Annotated in this window: 21 protein-coding genes and 1 tRNA gene; 3 read left to right on the forward strand and 19 right to left on the reverse strand. The window is 57.5% G+C overall.

What is annotated here, in order from left to right; all coding sequences use genetic code 11:
• Positions 1–101: 101 nt before the first annotated feature.
• Both AAF358_07845 and AAF358_07850 read left to right on the forward strand, forming a co-directional pair.
• Positions 102–647 (forward strand): GspH/FimT family pseudopilin, encoded by a 546-nt coding sequence (locus AAF358_07845; protein MEM7705446.1) that lies wholly within the window; start codon positions 102–104, stop codon positions 645–647.
• A 41-nt stretch (positions 648–688) separates the two neighbouring features.
• A tRNA-Asn gene (locus AAF358_07850) sits at positions 689–764 on the forward strand.
• A 32-nt stretch (positions 765–796) separates the two neighbouring features.
• On the opposite strand, the gene AAF358_07855 is transcribed toward AAF358_07850, so the two are convergent.
• Positions 797–1,885 (reverse strand): tyrosine-type recombinase/integrase, encoded by a 1,089-nt coding sequence (locus tag AAF358_07855; GenBank protein ID MEM7705447.1) that lies wholly within the window; start codon positions 1,883–1,885, stop codon positions 797–799.
• A gap of 269 nt (positions 1,886–2,154) precedes the next feature.
• Between AAF358_07855 and AAF358_07860 the strand changes: the two genes are divergently transcribed.
• Entirely contained in the window at positions 2,155–2,343 is a 189-nt protein-coding gene (locus AAF358_07860; protein ID MEM7705448.1) for a hypothetical protein, read from the forward strand.
• On the opposite strand, the gene AAF358_07865 is transcribed toward AAF358_07860, so the two are convergent.
• From AAF358_07865 to AAF358_07950, 18 genes are all read right to left on the reverse strand, one after another.
• Positions 2,344–3,909 (reverse strand): conjugal transfer protein TraG N-terminal domain-containing protein, encoded by a 1,566-nt coding sequence (locus AAF358_07865; protein ID MEM7705449.1) that lies wholly within the window; start codon positions 3,907–3,909, stop codon positions 2,344–2,346.
• Positions 3,906–5,246, reverse strand: coding sequence for a hypothetical protein (locus AAF358_07870; protein MEM7705450.1), 1,341 nt, complete (start codon positions 5,244–5,246; stop codon positions 3,906–3,908). Before AAF358_07870 ends, AAF358_07865 begins: the two co-directional genes overlap by 4 nt.
• Positions 5,243–6,172, reverse strand: a complete 930-nt coding sequence (locus tag AAF358_07875; GenBank protein ID MEM7705451.1) for a TIGR03756 family integrating conjugative element protein — start codon at positions 6,170–6,172, stop codon at positions 5,243–5,245. The genes AAF358_07870 and AAF358_07875 overlap by 4 nt, the downstream gene beginning before the upstream one ends.
• Positions 6,144–6,557: a DUF1525 domain-containing protein gene (locus tag AAF358_07880; protein MEM7705452.1), complete on the reverse strand. Its 414-nt coding sequence runs from the start codon at positions 6,555–6,557 to the stop codon at positions 6,144–6,146. The genes AAF358_07875 and AAF358_07880 overlap by 29 nt, the downstream gene beginning before the upstream one ends.
• Positions 6,554–9,265, reverse strand: coding sequence for a conjugative transfer ATPase (locus AAF358_07885; protein ID MEM7705453.1), 2,712 nt, complete (start codon positions 9,263–9,265; stop codon positions 6,554–6,556). The genes AAF358_07880 and AAF358_07885 overlap by 4 nt, the downstream gene beginning before the upstream one ends.
• A complete protein-coding gene (locus AAF358_07890) occupies positions 9,265–9,633 on the reverse strand; it encodes a hypothetical protein (protein MEM7705454.1) in 369 nt (122 codons plus the stop codon). The genes AAF358_07885 and AAF358_07890 overlap by 1 nt, the downstream gene beginning before the upstream one ends.
• The gene (locus tag AAF358_07895; protein MEM7705455.1) at positions 9,626–10,900 is read right to left on the reverse strand and encodes a TIGR03752 family integrating conjugative element protein; all 1,275 of its coding nucleotides are present in this window, start codon (positions 10,898–10,900) and stop codon (positions 9,626–9,628) included. The genes AAF358_07890 and AAF358_07895 overlap by 8 nt, the downstream gene beginning before the upstream one ends.
• Positions 10,901–10,932: 32 nt before the next feature.
• Positions 10,933–11,697: a DUF3438 family protein gene (locus tag AAF358_07900; GenBank protein ID MEM7705456.1), complete on the reverse strand. Its 765-nt coding sequence runs from the start codon at positions 11,695–11,697 to the stop codon at positions 10,933–10,935.
• On the reverse strand, positions 11,690–12,340 hold the full coding sequence (locus AAF358_07905; protein MEM7705457.1) for a TIGR03746 family integrating conjugative element protein: 651 nt from the start codon (positions 12,338–12,340) through the stop codon (positions 11,690–11,692). Before AAF358_07905 ends, AAF358_07900 begins: the two co-directional genes overlap by 8 nt.
• The gene (locus AAF358_07910) at positions 12,322–12,681 is read right to left on the reverse strand and encodes a DUF3487 family protein (GenBank protein MEM7705458.1); all 360 of its coding nucleotides are present in this window, start codon (positions 12,679–12,681) and stop codon (positions 12,322–12,324) included. The genes AAF358_07905 and AAF358_07910 overlap by 19 nt, the downstream gene beginning before the upstream one ends.
• Positions 12,678–13,109 (reverse strand): hypothetical protein, encoded by a 432-nt coding sequence (locus tag AAF358_07915; protein ID MEM7705459.1) that lies wholly within the window; start codon positions 13,107–13,109, stop codon positions 12,678–12,680. Before AAF358_07915 ends, AAF358_07910 begins: the two co-directional genes overlap by 4 nt.
• Positions 13,109–13,348, reverse strand: coding sequence for a hypothetical protein (locus tag AAF358_07920; GenBank protein ID MEM7705460.1), 240 nt, complete (start codon positions 13,346–13,348; stop codon positions 13,109–13,111). The genes AAF358_07915 and AAF358_07920 overlap by 1 nt, the downstream gene beginning before the upstream one ends.
• Before the next feature lie 10 nt (positions 13,349–13,358).
• On the reverse strand, positions 13,359–13,952 hold the full coding sequence (locus tag AAF358_07925) for a DUF4400 domain-containing protein (GenBank protein ID MEM7705461.1): 594 nt from the start codon (positions 13,950–13,952) through the stop codon (positions 13,359–13,361).
• Between the two features lie 79 nt (positions 13,953–14,031).
• Positions 14,032–15,981, reverse strand: a complete 1,950-nt coding sequence (traD, locus tag AAF358_07930; GenBank protein MEM7705462.1) for a conjugative transfer system coupling protein TraD — start codon at positions 15,979–15,981, stop codon at positions 14,032–14,034.
• Complete coding sequence (locus AAF358_07935) at positions 15,978–16,679, reverse strand: hypothetical protein (GenBank protein MEM7705463.1); 702 nt, start codon at positions 16,677–16,679, stop codon at positions 15,978–15,980. Before AAF358_07935 ends, traD begins: the two co-directional genes overlap by 4 nt.
• A gap of 641 nt (positions 16,680–17,320) precedes the next feature.
• Entirely contained in the window at positions 17,321–18,781 is a 1,461-nt protein-coding gene (locus tag AAF358_07940) for a zinc-dependent metalloprotease family protein (GenBank protein ID MEM7705464.1), read from the reverse strand.
• Between the two features lie 10 nt (positions 18,782–18,791).
• Positions 18,792–19,406 (reverse strand): hypothetical protein, encoded by a 615-nt coding sequence (locus AAF358_07945; GenBank protein MEM7705465.1) that lies wholly within the window; start codon positions 19,404–19,406, stop codon positions 18,792–18,794.
• Between the two features lie 735 nt (positions 19,407–20,141).
• Positions 20,142–21,002: a phage integrase N-terminal domain-containing protein gene (locus AAF358_07950; GenBank protein ID MEM7705466.1), complete on the reverse strand. Its 861-nt coding sequence runs from the start codon at positions 21,000–21,002 to the stop codon at positions 20,142–20,144.
• Positions 21,003–21,381 lie beyond the last annotated feature (379 nt).

Raw genomic sequence — 21,381 nt, forward strand, 5'->3', positions numbered from 1 at the left:
CCCTTCTTACGGTCTGCCGGGTCAAGCAGCCGCTGACAGGGTGACCACTCCATAGCAGGCTGGAAGCAGGATAAGGACGTCCTGTAGCCGGAAGTAGACTGTTGGAACCCCTGCGTAGTTTTGCCGCCGAAAGCGGCCTGAGTCTGATCGAGTTTCTCGTCACGTTAAGCATTCTGGGCCTGCTGCTAGGCGCCGGTATCCCGGCTTTTGGAGAGCTGGTGGCGGCGCAGGAGACTCGTAGCGCACACAGCCGCCTTTTCAGTCATTTAAGTCTGGCCCGAACAACGGCGATCACCGAGGGCAAGCAGACGGTGCTATGCCCCAGCTCAGACGGGCTGCAGTGCTCCGGATCGACCCAGTGGCAGTCTGGCTGGCTGACGTTCGTAGACAGCAATCGCAACCGCCTGCGCGACCCCGACGAACGCGGGCTAGGCTTCGGGCGACTGCCGGAACATATCTCGGTGGTCAGCTCCCGAGCCCGCCGAGCGATACGGTTTTTGCCGAGCGGCGCCTCACCGGGCAGCAACCTGACGTTCACCATTTGTCAGGTCCACGGTGGGCTGCCACGGGCCATCATCCTGTCCAACGTCGGCCGGGCCCGCAGCAGCCGCACGCGGCCCGATGGATCACCGTTGATCTGCGCTTGACGCCCGCCAACAAACAGCGCAGAATCGCGTCCCTCCTGTGTTCCCCGGTAGCTCAGTTGGTAGAGCAGCTGGCTGTTAACCAGCGGGTCGGCGGTTCGAGCCCGTCCCGGGGAGCCAATTTTCTTCTTTACTTTCAAACATTTGCGACATCACACCGCAGCGGCTTTTTGTCTCAGCAAAACCAGTGACGGACTTTTGCCGGACTCTTGCCTACACACACGATTGGCAGCCTCTATCAACTCTTCGATTTCGGGTCCGGAATAGTGAGTTGTGATGTCACCATTGCGATGCCCCAGTAGTACCTTTCTCGTTTCCAGAGGTACCCCCGCAGCTCTCAAGCGGCGGCCGAAAGTGTGTTTCAGATCATGTACGCGAACCTGTTCCAGACCTACTTCCCGGCGGACTCGTTTCCACGAACTGTTGTTAATTCTCGCTACCGGGTTTCCCTGGTACGTGAAAACATACTTGGCGTGTCGGCCTCGCATCCCATCGACGACAGATCTTGCGGTGCGGTTAAGCACCACCAATCGGTCCTCCCGGTTTTTCACGTGCACTCCAGGAACGATAAACACGGAAGTCTCAAGCTCCGGGACATGAATTTCCCAGTCCCACTTAAGTTTGCAAACTTCTTGTTCCCTGCAACCCGTATTCACCTTAAATAAGCACATCTGCGCCAAATGACCCGGAAGGGCTTCGAAAAGCAGCCGTTCCTCGTCCCAAGACATTGGGTAGGGCTTTCTGGCGTCATAAACTGGGAGCATCTGAATCAGCGGCGGGGATTCCAACCAGGTTAGCCCCTGCTCATCGCGCCACAAACGGGCCGCTAAGTTCAGGATTCGCCTGACTACTGCCAGCGCCAGATTGATGCTTTTAGTTTTGACCCCTTGCGCCTTCCTGGCAGCAATGAAGCCCTGCAACGTGCCTAGATGAACCTTATCGAGCGGAAGATCGCCAATAAACGGGTCGAGCTGCTTCAAATGTCTCGCGATGTCGCGGATCGACGCCAAATGGAGGCTTTCCTCCAAATAGCGTGCCGCCGCTTGTCGAAACAGCCGCTGCGGCCTCATCCCGAATGTAAGCGAATTCCGTACTTCCTCAATCTTGCGGGCGAGAATCAGCTCCGCTTTCTTGAGGCTACTTGTTCCAGTGCTTTGGCGAATTGCCTGGCCGAGGATTTGTTTCTCGATGTGCCAGATTCCGTTTCTCTGCCGCAACCCTGGTATTCGTTTGCGTCCCATAACTTCTTTCCTCCTTTCGGGTTGGCGGGACGCCCGTTGCGGCTCTTATACTCCTCCACCCACGCGTCTAGTTCAAGCCGGTCGAAGGCGAGCCCTTGGCGACCGATCGGAATCTCTGTAATGCTCGGTCGGACTTCTCGGTTGAAGCGATTTCGGTCCATCCCTAAGTAAGCGGGGGCATCGCGACACCGCAAAAGCCTTGGCGTAATTGGGCGGCATAGAGATTTCTTCATAGTGCTCCGACCAACGATATGTGAGATCCTAGTCCCATGGACAAAGACCTGTTCGCACACAACCCCTGCGAGTCTGAGTTAGTGGACATTGTTGACCTGGCGCTCTTTGCTGGCCGGTCACCATTCGAGGTATTTCCGAAACGGTCTGATTGGAATGCGCCTTTCGCGCGAGATGAAGATTTCAACCTCGGCTTAGACTTCGAGCAAAAAGATAGTCCGCTCTGATCACTGCCTTGGCCCAGTTCCCGCCACCCTGACGCCGGCGCGCGCGCTGATGCGGGCCCCGACGTCGCCAGCCTCTCTCATCGAGTTTGCACTGCTACCGACGGCGCCACTTACTCCCGACGCGGCCCGAAACCCCACAAACCCCATCAAGACTGTAAATGCAGCAGGAATTGCTGCGTAGGAAAACAGCAGCAGGTAGTTGAGTATCTGACTATCCAGTGCCTGCCCATGCACGCGCACCGCAAGCACATCCTCGTCGATCACGGTTCCAATAAAGAACTGCTCAATCCAGTAAGCAAAATGCCACAGCACTGAGATGAACTTGATTGTGAAAAACCCCACAAACAGCGCCACGAGGGTCTGTAGCCGCATGCCGGGAAGCAGCATCAAAAATGCTGCTGTCGCATACAGCAGCATCAGCATCAATCCCTGAACAATCGGCAGCGCCCGAATCCATCCATACAGCCCAGTGCTTTTGAAAAACGTCGAGACCTCAATGCCCACAATCGCCGTCGCGCGATTCAGTATTCCGCCAATAAAACTGCGATCGGTATTGGCATAGCCAACCTGTGAGTTCGTGGCCGCAAGGACGGGACGGTTTTCCAGTAGCCGCCTAACGGTGATGTCCGCTTCCTCCTCGGGATCGATGTCGGTAAAGACCGAGGACAGGAAGCCTGGTCCCATCCCCTGTATTTCTCCAACTTCGAGCAATCGGCTCCGAAGGCCGTTGTCCGCATCACTCCACCATTCCCCGCAAAATGGGCGCCCATGAGCGCTTCGCCGCTGCGCATCACTTCCCCGAAACTCCGGCTCCACGTCACGCGCCGCATCAATCGGAAATCCGCTCACCGGTTCGTCTGCGCGGAGAACGGGCAGACAGGTAGAGTTGCGGCAGTTCGGCCGGCCATAGAGCACACGCATCGACAGCGAGCCCGGCCAAAACGGCTCATTGCCGTCACTGGAGGCTAAATCGAAAGGCCGCGCCGAGTTCTGGGCGTTCTGGTATCGCGCCAGTGCAGGACGAAAACACTCACCGTAGAACCGGTCCACTTCATGCCGGAGCTTCGGATCCCGAATATATCCGTAATCCAAGGTGGTCAGCGCCCGCCGAAAATTCGGAATGTCAGGCGATGCGCCAATGATCGCGCTGTTGATGCCCGCGACAATCTGCATTGCCCCATGCCAGAACAGCGGTACACGGATATCTTGGAATTCACCGTCGGGGAAGAACCCATCAAAGACCGAAGGGTTATTGTCAGCGTTCACCCGCTGTCCGTTTTCCAGCTCAAACTCGATCTGGGTCACGCTGAGCGGTACAACGGGCCAGGCAAACAGCGCAATCAAAATGATGCCTGTATAAACCTCCCATTCCATCTTGGCGACGCTCGTCGCAAAGCCCGCTCTGGCTTCCTGAGAGGTCGCTGGCCCACGCCAGTTGATGTACACCCAGTAGAAGGCCAAGAGGAAAATCAGCCCCGATCCCACCACCAGCTCCCAGGCACGGTCATAGAAATACCAGCCGATGAGCGTCCCGTAGAGCTCCATGTAGGAATCCGCAGTAATCATCGTTGGTCGATCACTCCGCCGTCCTCAACACGAAGCGGGGACACGTTGGCGGGCACCTGGTCCGTGTTGCGCGTGGTGATCGCGTCGGCTTCCGCGAGAATCATCTGCGCCAAGTCGGTCACCAGCGACTGCCTCACCCGTCGCTCGAACATCAGCTCCTCGATCTGGCGCTTGAGATCGGCCATGGCGCGGTCAATCTCACTGACCACAAAATCGGATGAGCGCAGCTCTGGTATGGTTCGAGCGGCAGCGAGGGATTTCAGGACCTGCAGCGCTTGATCGACGACTCGCGCTGCGGCGACTTCACGAGCGAATCGAGCTGACAGCACGCGGCGACGCCCCGGTTCGATCTGCCGGAGCGCTGAGATGAGGTCTGGCGTCAGGCGAGAACCACCAGCATAGAATGGTTCGTAGGTCTCGGGGCCGTGTGGCGCGAAGTCGTCAAATACTGCGCGTTCGATTAGGTTGTAGTCGCGGTAGTGGGCAGTCTCCAGCAGTCCTTGAAGGCCCTGCGGCACCCTGCCCTCCCCAACCGCGGCGGTATCCGCCTGAAACGCGTTGTCTCCCAATGCCTGATGAACAAATTCCTCTAGGTCATCGGGCGACTCGAACTGCTGCGTGAGCTGCGCCCAAGCCGCACCGGGTTCGTCCGATGGCTCGTTGGAAACGGGCTCTGAGCGGTCATTGCACCGACGGCCCAAAAGGGCGTTGTAGCCCGCAATTGCTGAGTCAGACACGGGGTTAAGGGCTTCGCCTGAGCTTCCGGCTCGAAACTGCCCATCACACCATCGAATGCCCCGTCCCGCAGGGTTGTCGTTGATATTGCGTTGGGCCTGATAGATGTCTTCACCGTTGCGGTCGATTTCGGTTTCCCAATTGACTGATACCGCTTCCCGAAACAATTTGCCCAGGCCGTCGGATTCTCGGCCTGCTTCCAGCCAGTCGTCACAGCTTTGGAAGGCGAATCGGACATCCGCTTCGGCACGCACCATGAGCTTTTGGAAGAGGTCGTATAGGTCCGGGCGAATCCGCTGAAGGAGCAGCTCCGGCAGTGCGGCAAACAGCGACTGCACCGAGGTCACAATGCCGGTGCGCAGCCGATCACGGGCATTGGCCATTTGCGCCGCTAGCGAAGCGTCAAAATCAAAGTTGCCGCAGTGATAAGCAACGCCGGCGTTAAATCGCGCGCCAACGCGCAGATTTCGGGCGGGGCGAACGGTGGGTCTTGAGAACGGCTCAGCGCCACCGATGCGATAGTAGAAGTCATCGGCCTCAACGGTTGATGGCAGGGCAAGAATCAAGAACAACGCAATCGTCGTCAGCAAGCAGAACTTCATTGGCAAACTCGTGAGGTGGACTGATGAAAAAGAAAAACGGCGCCGGGGTTGTCTTGGCAGCAGCTATATCGTCGCCACAGTTGCCAGGCAAAACGGCCCCGTTCACCGCCATCACCATGCGAGTGGTTGGGGTCTCGACCGAACGGGCCGCAGATCCGGCCAACGTTGGGGTGAACACGCTGCCACTGGTCGGTGCGTTCGTTGGTCTGTGGGCCGCCAGCGTGGGTATAGATATGCGGCTGGCGACGCCTGGTCGTGATGTCGGCCGCACGCTGGGCGATCACGGCACAGGCGTTGGGTTCATCGGCCTGAACCAGAAAACCGATGCGTGGGTGAACCGGACCCCAGGTGCCCACTTCCCGCAGTCCCGGGACATAGGTCGCCGGGTAGCGAAGCTCGGTCAGGCCATAGCGCCACGGGTACCAATTGACCGGGCCCAAGAAATAGGGGCGCAAAAGCGTCGTTTCGGCCTCACATACTGGGAGTGCGTCATCGGCCCATTGAATAAATGAGCTCCCGATCCCGCCAAAAACATCGGCTTCGCTGAATTGCAGACTGTGGGTCTCAGCCCCTCGGAGCGTCGAATGCGCCCGGTCAGTCTCTGAATGGCCACCTGACAGACCAAAACGTCGGGCCACATTACCCCCAATCGCACTAGAGAGTACATTGGCTTCGATCCAAGGGTTCTCCCCTGGATTGTTGTAGGTCGACACCACCAGGTCCGGGCTGCGGTGGGAGGCGCGGAGGGTGGTTTCCAGCGTGCAGAGCGGTGCACACCGCAACCAGAAACAGACGCCAACGATGCAGTAATCCAGACAATCGAGATTGGTCACCGCGGCCTCGTACAGCCGTGCCGTGGTGAAGTTACCGGGAAGAGCGAGCGACAAGACCAATAGCTTAGCGAGCACGGTGCTGGGCCTCCCCATGCCGCACAAGCGCCTGGTCAATGTCGTCGGTGTAGTAGACCGACCCATCGATAGCGATGGCCGGAAAACGCTCGATATTTAGCATCAGCGCTCGGGACTCCCCGACCGCTGCATTCGTGAGTCGCTCGAGCCACTGTGGGTTGTCGTCCAATCGCGATTGAAGAATCTGCTTGGCTCGTGTTGGATCGCTGCCAAGACCTACGCTCAGTAGCCTTTCCATCTGGAAGCGGTCGTACAGACGGTACTGAGTGATCGTCAGGCCCCGGGACTCTGCGAGCTCGGTCACGGATCCTCGCTGAAAGAGCGTCTGCTCATTGGCGAAACACTCAACATTGGGTGCCGATTGGGCCGTGAGCCAAAGCGTGAGCGTCATCGGCCCCATCATCGCGGCGCCTCCGTGGTGTCTTCCTGCACGTTCTGGCTTCTCGCCCGCTCAATTTCTCGGGCCACGTGTAGCGCGGCCTCCAGCTGGGTCTTGTAGCCATAGCGCTTCATCAGGTCATACCGGTGCGCCCGTTCTTCCCGCTCGGATTGGGCTAGCGCTAGCGATAGCGGCGGAAGGACGGCTCTGAAGATCGACGAAAAGTTTCGGTGAATCAGCGTTCCCTCGGCATAGTTGCCGGGATCGATCCGACACTGCTCAATCAGCCCGATCTGCTCGTCGGTCAGCGACTTAAAGGCTCTTAGCTGTTGCAGCTGCTCTTTCTCCATCGACATGCCAATAAACCAATCGGAGTTGTTGATCAGCGGTCGCATGGACTCGGTGTAGTCCTCCAGGTCCTGTGTCGCCTGCCAGTACCAGGTGCCGGCCGAGCGCCAGACCTTGACGATTTTCACGGTGTAGGGACCGAGGTAAGGGTTGGCAGCAACGACGTGTTTTTCATCCGCCAACACGATCGTTTGTCGGTTGTCGGACGCATCGCGAGTAATCACCGCCTGGATGTTTTGCAAGATGGCCATGAAGGCGACCGTTAGCTCATCTTGATGCCCTTCCTGACCAATCACCGCCGGCTCAATCAAGGTGACGTCCGCTTCGGGAAACGGATCGCCATAGCGATTAAACAGTTGGCCAGCCAAGCCCACGGTGTAGTACTGCAGATTGGCCGCCATCCATCGAGCACGCGGCGGATCGATGCCTTCCGCGCCTTGATTGGCCAGATCGCGTAGCGCCTCGACGACGTGTTCTGTGAGTGGGTATTCCTGCCGGCCAAATACGCTTTTTGCGGCGTGGAGAATCGCCTGGCTGAGGAGCAGTCGATCCGGACGGGTGAATTTGCGCCGTGCGCTGGCGTCACCGCCGGTGACCATGGTTTCGGCCAACAAAACCATCTCTCCAAGCAAATCCCGCTGTTCTGATCCGTCGTCAGTATCCGTTTCTGTAGCGTCAGCGATCGGTTGGCCCCGGTCGTCGAGGAGGCGCATGGCATCCCTGAACGGCGGTAAGGCTTGCGCGTCATTGGGCATCAAGCGGATACGGTTGACAGAGAGTCCTTGCGATTGAAAGTAGTCCACCAGCAGGCCAAACGATGGGTAAGGCCATTTCATATCAATGATGAAGAGTCGCGGTTTGTGTGCCCACATCATGGACGCCAGCATGTAGTTCAGAATCGCGGATTTACCGCTGCCGCTTGGACCTAACAGTGTCAAGTGAGCGTTCCGCGTTCGGTCCCGGATGGGGTCCCAGCAGAACGGCTCCCCGCCGGCGTTGAAGAACGTGATCGCCGGGTGACCGGTACCCGTGGATCGACCGTAGAGCGGCGCCAAAGCGGCAAGATGGCTGCCATAGGTCAATCGAGCGCGGCGGGTGATCGACCGGTCGAGCTTTGCATCAAAGGCGAACGGCAAGTGACGCAGCCAGGCGTCCATCAGTAACTGGTCGTCAGCGGGATCGACCAACTGCAAGCCTTCTGGCCTCAGCACGCTGGCGGCCTGGCGACAGGCGCGGCGCAATTCAGAGGGGGCATCGGCTCTCAGGTAGACGGCTTGGCTGACGCGGTAAAGCTTTTCTTTGCCGGCGAGATGTTTGAGCGCTGTTTGGGCCTCTTCCGCAGCGATTTCCGCTTCGTACCCGGCGCCGATCGCGGTTTCAACAATATGACCCAGGTGTCTTTGAATCGAGGCTTGGGACGCATACACGATCGTGGTGACCCATCGGGTGCCCGTTGGCAATCGTTCAAACAGACTCCCCTTTCGGTCTCCGAAATCGCGCTCTGCTGTGAGGTGCCCGGGTCCTGGCATGCGCGTGAGGACCCGAACCGGCAAACAGATCTGATGTTCCTGGCCGACCTGCCAACTGCCGTCAGACATCGAACGCGGTGACATCGGTAGGCAGATCTCGGCGAGGTCGTGGCCGGCCAGATCCTCTCCTTCCTCGGGGAGCGGCAGCGTTTCGAGATAGTCGTAGGGACTGACGCCATTGGGCCGAGCGGACACCCAAGGCAACACGAGCGAGATTACGTCTCGAGAGTCGCAGCGCCGCACTTGAATCCCCGCAGCAGACAGCGCCGCCTGAATTCGCGTCGCTGCGGCCTCAGTTGCATCAATCGACTCCACGAGAGGTCTTTTCGGAACCGTTTGCCACGCCGCCAAAAACGTCCGCTGCTGCTGACCGCGCCAGATCCGTTCGCTCTTGTCGTCGTAAAAGATTCCGTTCGGCTGCGTCACCTGCCGGCAATGACGAAATAGCACCTGCTTCCAGGCGCGACCAAAACGGCTGGTGTTCGGGTAACCCGCAATATGGCGGCTAAGTTGATCCAAGGACGGTTCGGCTTGTGTGATCAGTTGCAGGACCCAGGGAGGGTCAGACTCATCGACGCCGTGAATCAGCGCCTGGTGGATCTGCTCATGGATTTCCGCCATGCGCTCGGCGTTTCGCGCTTCGCAAGGCACCGGTGTCAATTCGAGCAGCAGGCCGCAGTTGCAGCCGTCCTCAAAGAGAAACAGCTGGTTTGACTGGCTGAAGGTCTGAAACGGGAGATAGGGAACCACCGATCGCGGCTCCTTCAGCCGTGCACGGTACTCCTTGAGGCTCAAGGCATCAGGCTGCGGGGTCAGCCCAGCGGGTAGTGGCTTGAACAGCGATCGCAAACCCATCAGGGTTGAACCTCGCCACTCACTCCAACCCATTCACCCGGCAATCCAAAGGGATCGGCCGTATACATCGAGATCGCGGTCATATAGCCAGGAACCGGCAAACCGCCCGAGCGATGCGGCACCACATAAATCAGCAGCGTGGGGTTAGGAAGCTTCGGAAACAGCTGTTGGAGTTCATTGGCTGCATTGCGGGTGAACCCACGAAGGTCAGTGGCGCCCGAAGAGACCTCAATAGGCTGCGGCTCGATGGGCGCCACCGACTCAAAAACCGCTTTGACGGTAAGATCGCTTCGCGGCAGCTCTGGCTGGCTGGCACAGCCCAGCAGGAGCGTGCCGGCAACCCCAAGGCTGAAAAAACACTTATTCATAGGACACTCGTCGTTGGTTGGGGACATGGTCGATCGGAATGGCTGTTTCGAGATGAATCAGCACTTCCGTCCCGTTAGGCGCGTAAACCGCATCAAAAATGGCTCGCAGCCGCTGATCCAGAAATCGATTGAGCTCGCGCGCGCCCTCACCGATCGAATCCAAGGCCGCCAGGGCGCCCGCATCGTCAATGCGGTTCACCACCACGCCGTTGCTGAGCAGTTGATCCGTTTGCCCCGCTGCATAGGCTCTAGCGCCGCTTTCCAGACCTGCGCCAATGGCCCTGGCTGACAATGTGGCGCCCGCATTTGAGACGCGCGTCCCTTCAATACACGGATTGCCGAAAGCATCAGAAATCCAGCCGATACCGCGATTGCCCGTTTGATCATGCGTGACGATGCGGCTATCACTGAAAGTAAACGTGACCGAATCGAGTCGGCCACGGACGCAGCCCAGCCCCCAGTCCCCCACGGCCGTGCCCGACCAGACCATCCCAGCAACGACACCCGGCAGCATGATGCCGGTGGTGGCCAGCAGGTCGGGACCGGTTACGACCTTAAAGCGATAGGGATCGCTGACCTGGCCGCTCCTCGGTACACGGCCAATAAGAGCGGTGGCTGCTTTGGCGGCGAATGCAGTCGCATTCTTAGGAATGGTGTAAATCGGGGTCGTGTCGTCTTCTGTGCGCGATGTAGAAAACTCATCGCCCGACGACTGCGCCGCGCCTTCGATGGGCTCAAACCCGCGGGTCGTACGGTCAATAAGCTCATCCAGTTGGCCAAACCACTGTTGCGTATCGTCATCTTCGGCAGGAAGCTCCGAGGCACGTTCGAAGACCGACTCTTCACGGGGCAAAATCCACAGCGGTTCGGCTGGCTTAGCGGGGGTCGTTTGTCGAGTGATAACTGGGACTGCGGCCGGCAGATTGCTTTTCACCTCCTCTACCCGCTCACCGATCAATTCCTCGACTGCGGTCATCAGCGATGCGTAATCATCTTTGGCAGTCTCGTCGCCGTGGCTTATTGCCTCCGAAAGTTCCTCAAGCGCAACCTGCTGACGACGAAGCGTCTCTTCCACATCGCTGAACTCGTTTTTGACGCCCTGAACTTCTATGGCCATGGATTGAACGGTGTCGGCGTAGGTGTCGGCATCCTGCGTGGGAATCAGTGGTTGCCTCGGTGCCTGAACGGGACGTTGGGTTTCCGATGGTGCTTGCAACAGCGAAAACGCACCCAGCCCCGCGACGAACAGTACAACGGCGGTGATCACGACAATCAGCCGGTTACCGGCTAGCCCGTACATCAGCGAGACTCCGGACGTGCGTGATATACCAGTGTGCTGCTACCCGGACGATCCGTTGGGTCCAAGGCCCAACGCTGCGCCGAGACCATCGAACCGGGCTTAAGCCCCCGAAACTCACGAGGGTCCAGCTGGATAGGCGTCTGTTGAACGTTCTGTACGCGCATCACGTCAAGCTCGAATCCTCGCCAGTACCAGCGCCCAACGGCCTTGAGCTGCAGTCCATCGGGCATGCGTAGGTTGGCATATGCTGGAGTCAGCTGCGCAGAAATCCCCGGTAACGGAGTCACCAGGGACTGCGGCCCATAAAACCACTGCGCCGCAAACCGTATGAGCCTTGCCCTCGGGTCAGACAGGCAGGATGCCGTCTTACAGGACACGGGTTGCTGAGCCGGCGGCTCCGGCGTCCGCTGCGTGATCACCAAATCCGCCATGGGCGCTGCCGATTGGGCGAACGCTAGATCGAGTAGATAACGATGCTCGATATCACGACGCATCACTTCCACGCGCATCGCCGGAAACGGTTTTTTGGCGTCGACCAGCACATTGGCACCCAGGTTGTTTAGATGAAAGTAGTCACCTAAGCGGTATTGACCGCTGACGTCCCTGGACGCGAACGCGACCGGCCCGTCAAACCGGATCAACCGCTCCGCTTGCCCCAGTACGACGCGCAACGGTCGCTGCGTGTCGATCAATGTCTCGGTATGTTCTGCGGCGGTGGTCGCCGCTTGCCACACCATCAAGAGGACCATGAAAACACTACGCATTGGCGGGCTTTCTCCGGATCGGTGTGCCATCAGCAAAGGGGCAGTCCAGCGCCAGGCCGTAGGGATTGCTGGCCATATCCACGTCTCGGTGGACCACGGGCACGCGCCACAAAAATCCGCTGTCTTTCACGGCCAGACCCCTGCTGGTCTCCTCAAGGTCGAACTGAAGATCGACCAACCAGTGCCCCGCGGCCGATACCGTCACCTGAGCCGTGGGGTCGGCCCAGGCGGCGGGCTGGACCGATCGCTGCCGCCCGCGCAATTCGCCTGCGTTCTGGCGGTACTCGGCATCACGCTCCAGCCATTCGTGGCAACGGGGCGTGAGGTAGGCCGCCAGGCCAGCGATCCGGCGTGGATAGTCCTGCGCCCCATCTGCAGGCCACCGAAACAGCTCCTGCATCACCCGCTCAGCGAACCCATAGACATTCACCAACGGCACCACATCCCGCTGCACCGTGGTCACCGCGTTCAGCCCCGGCTGCACGTGAATCGTGATGTGTTTTGATAGGTAGGCGGCAAGGCTGAGCGTGCCAGTCAACAGAACCAGCAAGATGGCGATCAAGCGCTCTCGCAACAGAATCTGCCGGATTTTTTCATCCAGCTGCCGCTTAAACGGGTGCGCGACTAGCGAAGGTTGTGCCATGGACCGCTCCTCACGACCAGCTTGGGATGTCCCAAGCCGATCTGCTGTTTGATCCGCTCCAGGCGTTGATCGAACCACTCCGGAGATCGACGGCTCTTGAGTGCCCCCAGGGTCCGAATGCCCAGCCAGCCGCTCAGAAGCGTTCCCATCACCGCCACAAACAGGGCTACTACGAAAGCGCTCAGGCCGCTGTCCATGACCTGCCACAGCAGTGGCCAGGTCAGGAGCAGAAGCGCAAGGCCGCTGCCGATCACCAGCGCCAGGATTACGCCGATTTCGGTGCGGGTGCAGCCAAACAACACGGGCGGCGGGACGTCGAGACGTTGCGGAGGCTGAATCACGCATGTTGACCCGTGGCGGTTGGCGAGCTCTCCGCCGGTGCCATGGCCACCGCTTCATCGATGTTCTCGCGCATCTGGTTCAAAAAGCCGTTGGCAAATACGGCCGCCGCCAGAATCATCACGATGACCACGACGCTGCCGCCGATCCGGCCGACGGTCTCGGCCGCGCCATCACGGTCGGCCCACCACATGCGGATGCCGTCTGCGAGCTTGGCGACAAAGTAGAGCAGCGCCCAGGCAACCGCGAGCCAAAGCGCGATCTGGATGATCCAGATGCCCAAGGCGACCCAGAATCCGATGGGATCGGTTTCTGGATCGGCCTCAATGCCTGGCGGCACATCAAATTCGATCTCCTGGCCAAAAGCGAGGCCAGTCACCGAGAGAAAAAGGAAAAACAAGGTCCAGCGGGTACGACGATCAAGCAACATCAACTTCCTCCATTAAGCAGGGGCAGGGAAAACGCCAGCAGGGCGGTCCAAACTAAAAACGCGCGGCTGACGACAATGACAAAGCGGCCGTTGTCGATTTCGTCATTGATGAGTGCCTCTCCGGCATGACGAATCACCCAAAACAGCCAGGCGACGGCGAGCGCCAAGGCCAGGGAAAACAGCAGGGTCTGCAGATAGCCCATCGAAAAACCGGCAGCTCGTTCGAAGGCTTCATTCATTGGGCTAATCTCATGTCAGGCGTTTCCACAGCGAGGCGGTGGCCATCAGCACCAGACCCAGGCCTACTGCCAGGGGCATCCAAATCCAGTTCGGATGAACGCTAATCGGCAAAGCGAGATAGGTCAGCCAGCCAGTGATCAGCAAGGGGCGCAGCCAACGCTTGAGGTGGTGATAAAGAAAGGCGCTTTCTGCGCCGCCGCCCCATTTGCGGAGCTCACGGCGCATGAGTCCCTCTTGCAGGCCGACCGTGGCGCAAAGCACCATGAGTCCGGCGGAGTAGAGACACACCACAAGGCGTAGGGAGAACACGCCCAATACGCCGACGGGCACACATAGCCAAGACCGCCAGGGTTCGTTGATGCCTCGTGCGGTCAAACGGGACTGCCACTGCCCCTGCGATAAACCTGATGACTGAAGAAACTCGACGACGCGCAACGCGGTCTTGCCGGGCGCTGGAATACCGATCAAGTCTCGCTGCTGGTCAAACTGTAAGTGTTGAACCTCGCGCGCCAGCATCTCGGCGGCGTGGCCGTTACCCCACCAGCCCAATGCAATGCCGGTGCTTTCGATCAGAATTGATAGAAGCAGACTCGCGGCGAGCATCAGGGGAACACCAACAGCGAGACGTACCAGCCTGGGGGCAAGGCCCGGAGCCTGTGTTCGCGGATCCCTGGGCTTTTGCTTATTCACTGGTGGGAACCGGAATATCGATGGAAAAATTGGCCCACGCCTCGCTGGATCGGTAGCGTTTGCGCATCTGCGCGGTCATCTCATTCAGGGACCGCGGCAGGTCGGCTTGAGTGCGATTCAGCCAGGGCAGCCTTAGCTTGACGATGCGACCGCCCTCCAGGTCCCCAAAACATTCGCCGCGCGGCAGCTGCTTGATGTCGGCCGAGGACAGAAGCGGAATGCGTTCCTGGCCGAGCCGTATTTGCGTGCTGCTTGTGAAGTCGATGTCGGTCTCAGGACTGGGGTTATCCTGCGTGGACGACACCACCATTTGCGTCTGAATCGTGACCTGAGGCAGACCATCGGTGATGGCGGCGGCAGTCTGTTCGTTGCGAACCCGAAACATCAGCAGGTTGTTGAAGTTCTCCAGTACCACCCGGGCGCGGGCGGGACTGCCAATCGCGCTTTCCACATCAAAAAACGATTGAGCGAAAGCGGTAATCGACAGCCCGGCGCCGCGCCCTTTGTTGACCAACTGGATAAACTCCTTGCCGAGCAGCTCGGAGAGCTCGTCGGCGTAGATACGGATGGGCTGGTTGAGGGGTGAACCCGTTGCGGCTGCAGCGTTGTAACGTTTGCCCGCTAATGCCGTCAGGTCTGCAAACATAGCAGCGCCAACGGCGCTGGCTACGTCAGCGTCCGTGAGCGCATCCAGACCGACGTAGACAACGCCGCGTGCCTGGATGATCGATTCCCAATCAAAAGATCTACCTGAATCTGTCTCGCTGCTAAGCAGCCAGGCCGCAGGTCCCGTACACAAACGTTCCAGAAACGGAAAGAGCGACTGAATCAACTTGTCCAGGTGAGAAGGACCCACGTTCAGAAGGCGGATAAGGCTCTCCGCGACTGCGTTTGGTTGGGTTTTGGTTTCTCGGTAGGCCTTGACGGTTGCCAGGATCTCGCTGGTGTACTCCCGAAGCCCTGCCCGCTCGCCTGCGGCGAGCTCGTTGCGCTTGAGCTCAAGCAGGTCGTTTCGACGAGCTTTGAGTTTTACGCCGCCAACACTTAGCAGGTACTCTTCGGCGAGCGGGCCAATGTCGCGAGCGTGGTCCAGCAACGCCGAATAGTCCAACGGTTGTTTCAGGTCCTGAATCGCCCGAGTGATGGTATTGATATAGACCCAGGCAAACTCCCGAAACACGGCGCTCTCACCCTCAGACGAGAGTCTTCCGGTGACGCGATTGGCCACTTCGGTGACTCGCTCGAAGCGGCCTACAGGGTTGTAGCGATCAGACCCCTCGGGATGTCCGAGGTGGAGGATTCTTAGGTCTTCTTCTCGATCGGCGATTTGACAGGCCTGGTAGACCGATATCAGTACATCGGGGTCATTTTTAGGGTCGAAGATGATGACGGCATCGCCTCGGAGGATGTCTTGGGTGGCCCAGTACTGAAGTGCTGTGCTTTTGCCGGTTCCCGTCGTGCCCAGCACTAGCATGTTGCCCGCTCTGGCAGCGTCTGATAGGGAAATCAGCATTTCGGACCGGAATTCGAACAGTCCGACACCGTGGAGGAACGGGGAACCGCCGCGATCGGATGCCACGGCCGGTCCAAGCTGGCGGGATCCGCGTTCCGAGCGTGCGTCGGCGAGGCGCGCTACGTGTTTGGCGCCCCAGTCGAATCCTCGACCGATATCCACAGGATCCTGCGGAGCGAATTGAAACCCCATGATTTGCCAAGCGCGCCGGGCGATTAGGCAATGCCGATATCGAAGGATTTTCCATGACTGGAAAGCGCGGGTCGCCGCAAGAGCGAGCAAGAGGAGTGCGAGCACGGCGCTGGGAACCGCTTCAACAAAAAAATAGTGGGGATACACGGCAACCAAGGCCGCGCTCGCGAGGGCAACCATAGCAGACTGCCATTCAACCGCGGGACGCAGCAGCGCTTCGATGGGATAGGCTCTCATGGCGATCCCAGCTTTAGGCGTTCAGACAACGTCAGCGGCTGGAGTTCGTTGCCACGTCGCCAGAACATCTGCGGAACTCTGGAATTTATCGATGGAGAGTCGATCGGTCCACCAACGTTGAGGGTCAACCGTCCATCCGCGACTAAAGAGCGATCAAGCGAGACCGCCTTAGCCCATGCTTGGATCCCGTCAGGTTCTGGCTCCTTTGGAAAATACAGGTCAGCGCCAGCAATCTGCTTGCGGTCCGCAGAAAGTTGTATCCAGTCAACGAGTTGATCGCAGGGAGCGCAGTCAGTCTCCATGACCAACACTAAGCGTGAGGATGGTGTATCCGCCCCACGTTTGGTGCGGAAAGTCGACAGATCGATTAGCGATTTTTGACCGACTTCCTTGTCATAGACCTCTGAATAAGCTCGGAAGAAGGCGAGCTCTCGCTCCGCGCGATCAAGTTCCCGACGCAGGTACAGCCGGGCAAATCTTAAACGCGCTGCGTCCGACTGAGAAAACACACCAAGGACGAGAATCGGATCATCAACAATTTTCGAAGAAACGAGACCAGGAGTGGATTTCAGTCTCTCGAAGGTCACAAGATCCTGTTCTTGAAGACCCAGCTCTCGCCAATAGACCAATTCAGAATCGGCATCCGTTTGTAGAGACGCAAGAGAAAAGAACAGATTGACCAGAGCAGCTGAAAACATGGAATGCGACCTTTGGTGTCGCGGAGGATTTCAACAGGCTTTCTTCGGCGGAAGAACGGAAAAGTCCGGATTCTTCGTTACGGACTTAAAAAAACAGAAACTATGCCATAGTAAGGGGACCGTGGTGATTGGAACACTTCCTACTGAACGCGGGACCAACCCCAGGGCAATGGTGCTCTTTTTCGCCCGGACAAGTTGCCATCGGGGAAAATTTGATGACCGCCGACAAGCTCGAAGGCCCTCCCGAATAGTGGGCAGCGACCAAACGACGGCGAATGGTTAACCGGCGATACGGTTAATGGCGAAATGAGGCTCAATGCCGAGGCTTTGCCACAAGCCGAGGGATGCAACGGGGGCGCGCGGCGGGACCCCTTGCCAAGCTAGGCGTTGTATATGAAGCGACAGCTTCAGCCATTCGCGAGAATGGTGGTAGTACAAAGCACAGCTTGCGTTCAACGTGAACTAGGTCATTGAGCGGTAGTACATGTGGCGCTAGGCATTACTAATCAGGTTTAGACCGACGCCATTTGTGTCGATTTCGATTCGGTTGCTCGATATTCCGCTCTGGAATTGTTAGCAGAGCGCCTTAGCGGCTTCAGCCCAGCGCCGAGCGAACGGCGCTGGACTGAAGATCAACGGCATCAGAGGTCTTGCTCGAAGCTGTCTCTGAAGATAACCCCCACGGGGCCACGGTATTGCGATACCACCTCAGTGGAGATCATCAGCGTCCTCGCGTTGTCCTGATTGGCATCCCCGGTCATGAATCCGTTAAACGTCACGTTGGGATCGTTGCTAGAGAAATACAATTGCCTTGGAGTATTAGGCGCACCACAGGGCGTTACCGTGAAGTTCCCGAGAATGGTGCGAAAATCGCCTTGTGCCGCTCCGGGAAAGCATGCTCCAAAAGACCATGGAAAGGAGGCATCCGCTGGCGGCGGTGCAAAAGACTGAGGGTCATGCTCCAATCCGAGAACATGGCCAAGCTCGTGTGCAAAATCCGCCCGATCAGCAGCGCATTGTACGTTTACAACAGCGAATGCATAGGACTCAAATTGGGGTCCGATCCCGTTACACTCAACTTCGGGAAACGTTACTAGCCCTTGCCCACAGTTATTGGTTCTCTGGACGTAGGCAAATCCGCAGCTGGTATCTACCACTTCACTGACGACAAGCATAACTACGTCCGCTTCGTTGGCGTTGCGCAACCCAATGACTCCTGGGTCGTCTCGCGTAATCTCCAAATGGTCGGGGTAGGAGTTCGTTCCCTCCACGTAACCGGTCTGTTGAGAGGAAGCGATGCTCGCTCTTGCAAATGTGACCAAGCTATTGTCAAACGCAGTGTTGATTTGATTAAGTGAATCATCAATCACAGCATCGATGGCGGCGGTGTTTCCTGGCGGGGGAACAGGACTACCGATCAAGGTGGCGGCTTCGATCCGGGCTGCATTGGTGTACAGCACCGGCAAGTCAATCTGCCTCTGATCCGTTGTACCCTTCTGGGACGGCCTCCCCTTTATTGGATTGGCAAGAATAGGAGACGCTAATCGCTTCCCTGTTCCGCGCCCAATTGTCACCTGTCCCACGCCGTCACTTGGGTAGTTAGTTTCGTCGATATAGCGGACTATATGGCGTTCGGAACCTTGGTTGTAATAGACCCGCCACATTCCGGCTTTCGTTGTTATGAATCCGGATGCTTGGCCGTTTCTCACTGCAATGACTACATCTTCATCAAATTCTCCCTTACCTCGCCAAGTAAAATTGAAATCCTCCAATGGTGCGTCCGGGTCGGCTCGAACAATCAGGCGGCGAAGGGCATCTTCGTCAAAACAACAGTCAGCAGCGATGAAATCTTTAAACGACGTCTCGAACGGTTGCTCTCCTGGGAGGTTTAGGGTGACTGTGCGGCGCGCGTCTAGTTCCACCAAATTGTCAACGGAATCAATGAGTGCACGGAAATCTACTTCTGCGTCGAATTCGCGAGAGTTGGGGCCGTTTAGTGTAGAAAACTCTGGGTTGGGAACCCGCAACGGGCTTGCCTCGTTTAACACAGGCTTGGACTCCGCCTGAACGAGTGAATGGAACAGCAAAAAACGTAACTGCAAATGTGAGCCTCTAGTCACCGGTTGGCCTCCTCATGACTTTTTTGGTCGTCGCAATCAAACAAAAAAGGGTCACCATCAATGCCACAGACATTGGAAAGAGCGCTGGAACCTGAACCGGTAACGGGGTACCGAAAGCTAGAGTTGCTCTGTTGTTTGAAATGTCTGGGTCGATCGGCTGTATCGGTAGCGAGCGGATCACCCAGGTTAGGGCGATTTCTCCCTCAAAGTTTGGATTGACGGCATTATTGGCGCGGCAATCACTTGATGAGCCTGCCGGGAGATCAGGTGAGCTGAATGTGTAGACGAAGATGATGGGATCGTTGACGTCGAAGGGTTCGAGCACGCCAAGCGCAACGGTGCAGTTTTCTCCCGGTATCTGGAAAAAATCAACCGGCAAAATACCGAAGTTTGGGACTTCGACACGCGAGGCCGGTACCGTTACTGGTTCCGGTCCAAGATTAGTAAGCCTGACGATTACGGAACCAGTAGATCCCGCTGGTCTGAGAGACGTCTCGTCTGGAATAACCTCGATAGAGAGATCCCCCTGCGCTGAAGCAAAGAGGGGAAAGAATGCGGCTAAGAAGATGAGGCAGGCTTTGATTCTCAAAGAAGCCACGCTGAGCAACCGATGTGCTTTACTTCAATGTACTTCGGGATCGTGCTTACGTCACGCATTTTCGGTTTTTTTTCCTCCATCCAAGGGTTTTTTAGCCCGGTCCTTATGCCGTACATAATTGATCAAATTTGTCGCTAAGCATCGGAAATCTATTTCATTTGTTAAGACGCTCGAGAAAGCGTTTCCCCTTGAATATGGAGAATTTGCCTACAAATCGTTAGATGGGAGAAGCGGACCAGCGGCCGATTGAGTGAACCGGAGGAAGGTTCTTATGCCGCAATTCTGCGTAAATCGAAATGCCCAGCCCTCGGGCGAACACGAGGTGCATAACCTGGAAGCCAATTGCAATCGGCTACCCGCACCTCACAACCGACAGCCCTTGGGTAATCATGCATCGTGTCACGGTGCTGTTCTTGCAGCGAGACAGTACTACTCCAACGTGGATGGGTGCTATTACTGTGCCAGCGCCTGTCATACGAGGTAAAAGAAGCAACAGGAACGGGGCTGAGCCGAACGGCTCAGCCCCATTCCACAACCTATGATCAATTGCAAAGAGGCTGTTCTGGGGTTTCTTCAGCATCCAGAATCTACCCCACTATTTGGGACCTACCTGAAAGACCACGCGAATCGGGCTGCCTGTCAAAAACTCGCGCAACAACCTCGCCTTGCGCCGTCCTGGCTGCTGCAATCGCTGGTCCAACGAATGGACGTGCCTAAAACGACTCCAATTGCAGAGGCATAGCGTTAATCTAAGTAGATACGTGTAACCGCAATACGGCTGTGCCCAAGCTCCTGACTAATGATCAATCTTGCCGCCTGATCACGGGACTTTTTTGACGGCGAAAGCTCTGCCGATCTACATCCGCCAGCAGCAGGACAGAGCCAACCCGTCAGCTCGCGGTACCTTCCATGCGCGTAGGCGTGGCGAAGTCCGTGTAGTTTCGAAAACCCCGACTGGGCAGTCTGATGTTCATACCGTCGGAGCTGTCTTACGTAATTACCTTCTGAGGGGATCAAAGAGCCCAATCCCGCCATTGACTTGGCCTCATCAAGAACAACTCGTTGATCAGGAGAAACGATAGGAACGGTTCTTGACCTACCGCCCTTCGTCCACGTCGATTTTAGCCAAAGACAGTCACCACGATCCGCCATTGCAGGGCGGATTTTGATGGCTTCTTCCCTCCTCAATCCGAAAGCGGCTTGCAACCTCAGGCTCATTCGAACCATCGGGTTAGGAATTCGCCTGAGTGCTGAGTCGTCCAGTTTTGGCACCGGCGACCGTCGGCCAGTCTTCCGTTCAGGAATTCCGTAGTAGACGTTCTCTCTTGCGACCACATTTCGCTTATCGATTTTCTCCGCCCACCAGCGCACCGCCGACATTCGGTTCTTAATCGTCCCAGCGGAAACGCTCGACGTCAGCCAGTGCTTGGTCAGCGCTTCCACGTGTTTCGGCTTCAGCGATTTAGCCTGAAGTCCTCGAAAACCCAGCTGGTGCAAATCATTGGCGACGAGGGTCAATATGCGTTCGCGACCCACCTGGGTTGAGCGGCTACCGTCTCGATTCCGGCGGCACAGCTGTTTCAATTGGTAGTTCAGATTTCTCAATGGTGTAGAAGTATTGGGTTAGTGTTTCTGACCTATCCGTCGCCTTAGCGAACGAACCCCAATGGGACAAGGTCTGGGGACACCACTCCCCTTCCATCTGACAGTGCCTGAGTATCAGGCAACGCCGGCTCTCCTCGTAGAGGATGGTTCCGGCGCGAACCACGCGTCCTTGCGGACACAGTTGTTAAATTTGGCATCACAAATGATCACCTCCTTTTACGTAGACCGAAGTCGATTTGATAGTAGGTGCACAAAAAATCTGCGCGATTGGGATACGACCGAAGCCGTATAGGGCATGAGCCCGAAGCGTTCCTCAGAGCCGCTGAGGAGCCGGTTGTGGGATTGACTATACGACCAGATCACTCGCCCGTACCGGAAA

It is taken from the genome of Pseudomonadota bacterium (genome assembly GCA_039033415.1).
Taxonomy (GTDB): Bacteria; Pseudomonadota; Gammaproteobacteria; order Xanthomonadales; family SZUA-38; genus JANQOZ01.

What these genes read in the sequence shown, in the direction of transcription:
- AAF358_07855 (MEM7705447.1), bottom strand. Translation starts at nt 1,885, where the DNA reads ATGGGACGCAAACGAATACCAGGGTTGCGGCAGAGAAACGGAATCTGG.
- AAF358_07860 (MEM7705448.1), top strand. Translation starts at nt 2,155, where the DNA reads ATGGACAAAGACCTGTTCGCACACAACCCCTGCGAGTCTGAGTTAGTG.
- AAF358_07865 (MEM7705449.1), bottom strand. Translation starts at nt 3,909, where the DNA reads ATGATTACTGCGGATTCCTACATGGAGCTCTACGGGACGCTCATCGGC.
- AAF358_07870 (MEM7705450.1), bottom strand. Translation starts at nt 5,246, where the DNA reads ATGAAGTTCTGCTTGCTGACGACGATTGCGTTGTTCTTGATTCTTGCC.
- AAF358_07875 (MEM7705451.1), bottom strand. Translation starts at nt 6,172, where the DNA reads ATGGGGAGGCCCAGCACCGTGCTCGCTAAGCTATTGGTCTTGTCGCTC.
- AAF358_07880 (MEM7705452.1), bottom strand. Translation starts at nt 6,557, where the DNA reads ATGATGGGGCCGATGACGCTCACGCTTTGGCTCACGGCCCAATCGGCA.
- AAF358_07885 (MEM7705453.1), bottom strand. Translation starts at nt 9,265, where the DNA reads ATGGGTTTGCGATCGCTGTTCAAGCCACTACCCGCTGGGCTGACCCCG.
- AAF358_07890 (MEM7705454.1), bottom strand. Translation starts at nt 9,633, where the DNA reads ATGAATAAGTGTTTTTTCAGCCTTGGGGTTGCCGGCACGCTCCTGCTG.
- AAF358_07900 (MEM7705456.1), bottom strand. Translation starts at nt 11,697, where the DNA reads ATGCGTAGTGTTTTCATGGTCCTCTTGATGGTGTGGCAAGCGGCGACC.
- AAF358_07905 (MEM7705457.1), bottom strand. Translation starts at nt 12,340, where the DNA reads ATGGCACAACCTTCGCTAGTCGCGCACCCGTTTAAGCGGCAGCTGGAT.
- AAF358_07915 (MEM7705459.1), bottom strand. Translation starts at nt 13,109, where the DNA reads ATGTTGCTTGATCGTCGTACCCGCTGGACCTTGTTTTTCCTTTTTCTC.
- AAF358_07920 (MEM7705460.1), bottom strand. Translation starts at nt 13,348, where the DNA reads ATGAATGAAGCCTTCGAACGAGCTGCCGGTTTTTCGATGGGCTATCTG.
- AAF358_07925 (MEM7705461.1), bottom strand. Translation starts at nt 13,952, where the DNA reads ATGCTCGCCGCGAGTCTGCTTCTATCAATTCTGATCGAAAGCACCGGC.
- traD (MEM7705462.1), bottom strand. Translation starts at nt 15,981, where the DNA reads ATGAGAGCCTATCCCATCGAAGCGCTGCTGCGTCCCGCGGTTGAATGG.
- AAF358_07935 (MEM7705463.1), bottom strand. Translation starts at nt 16,679, where the DNA reads ATGTTTTCAGCTGCTCTGGTCAATCTGTTCTTTTCTCTTGCGTCTCTA.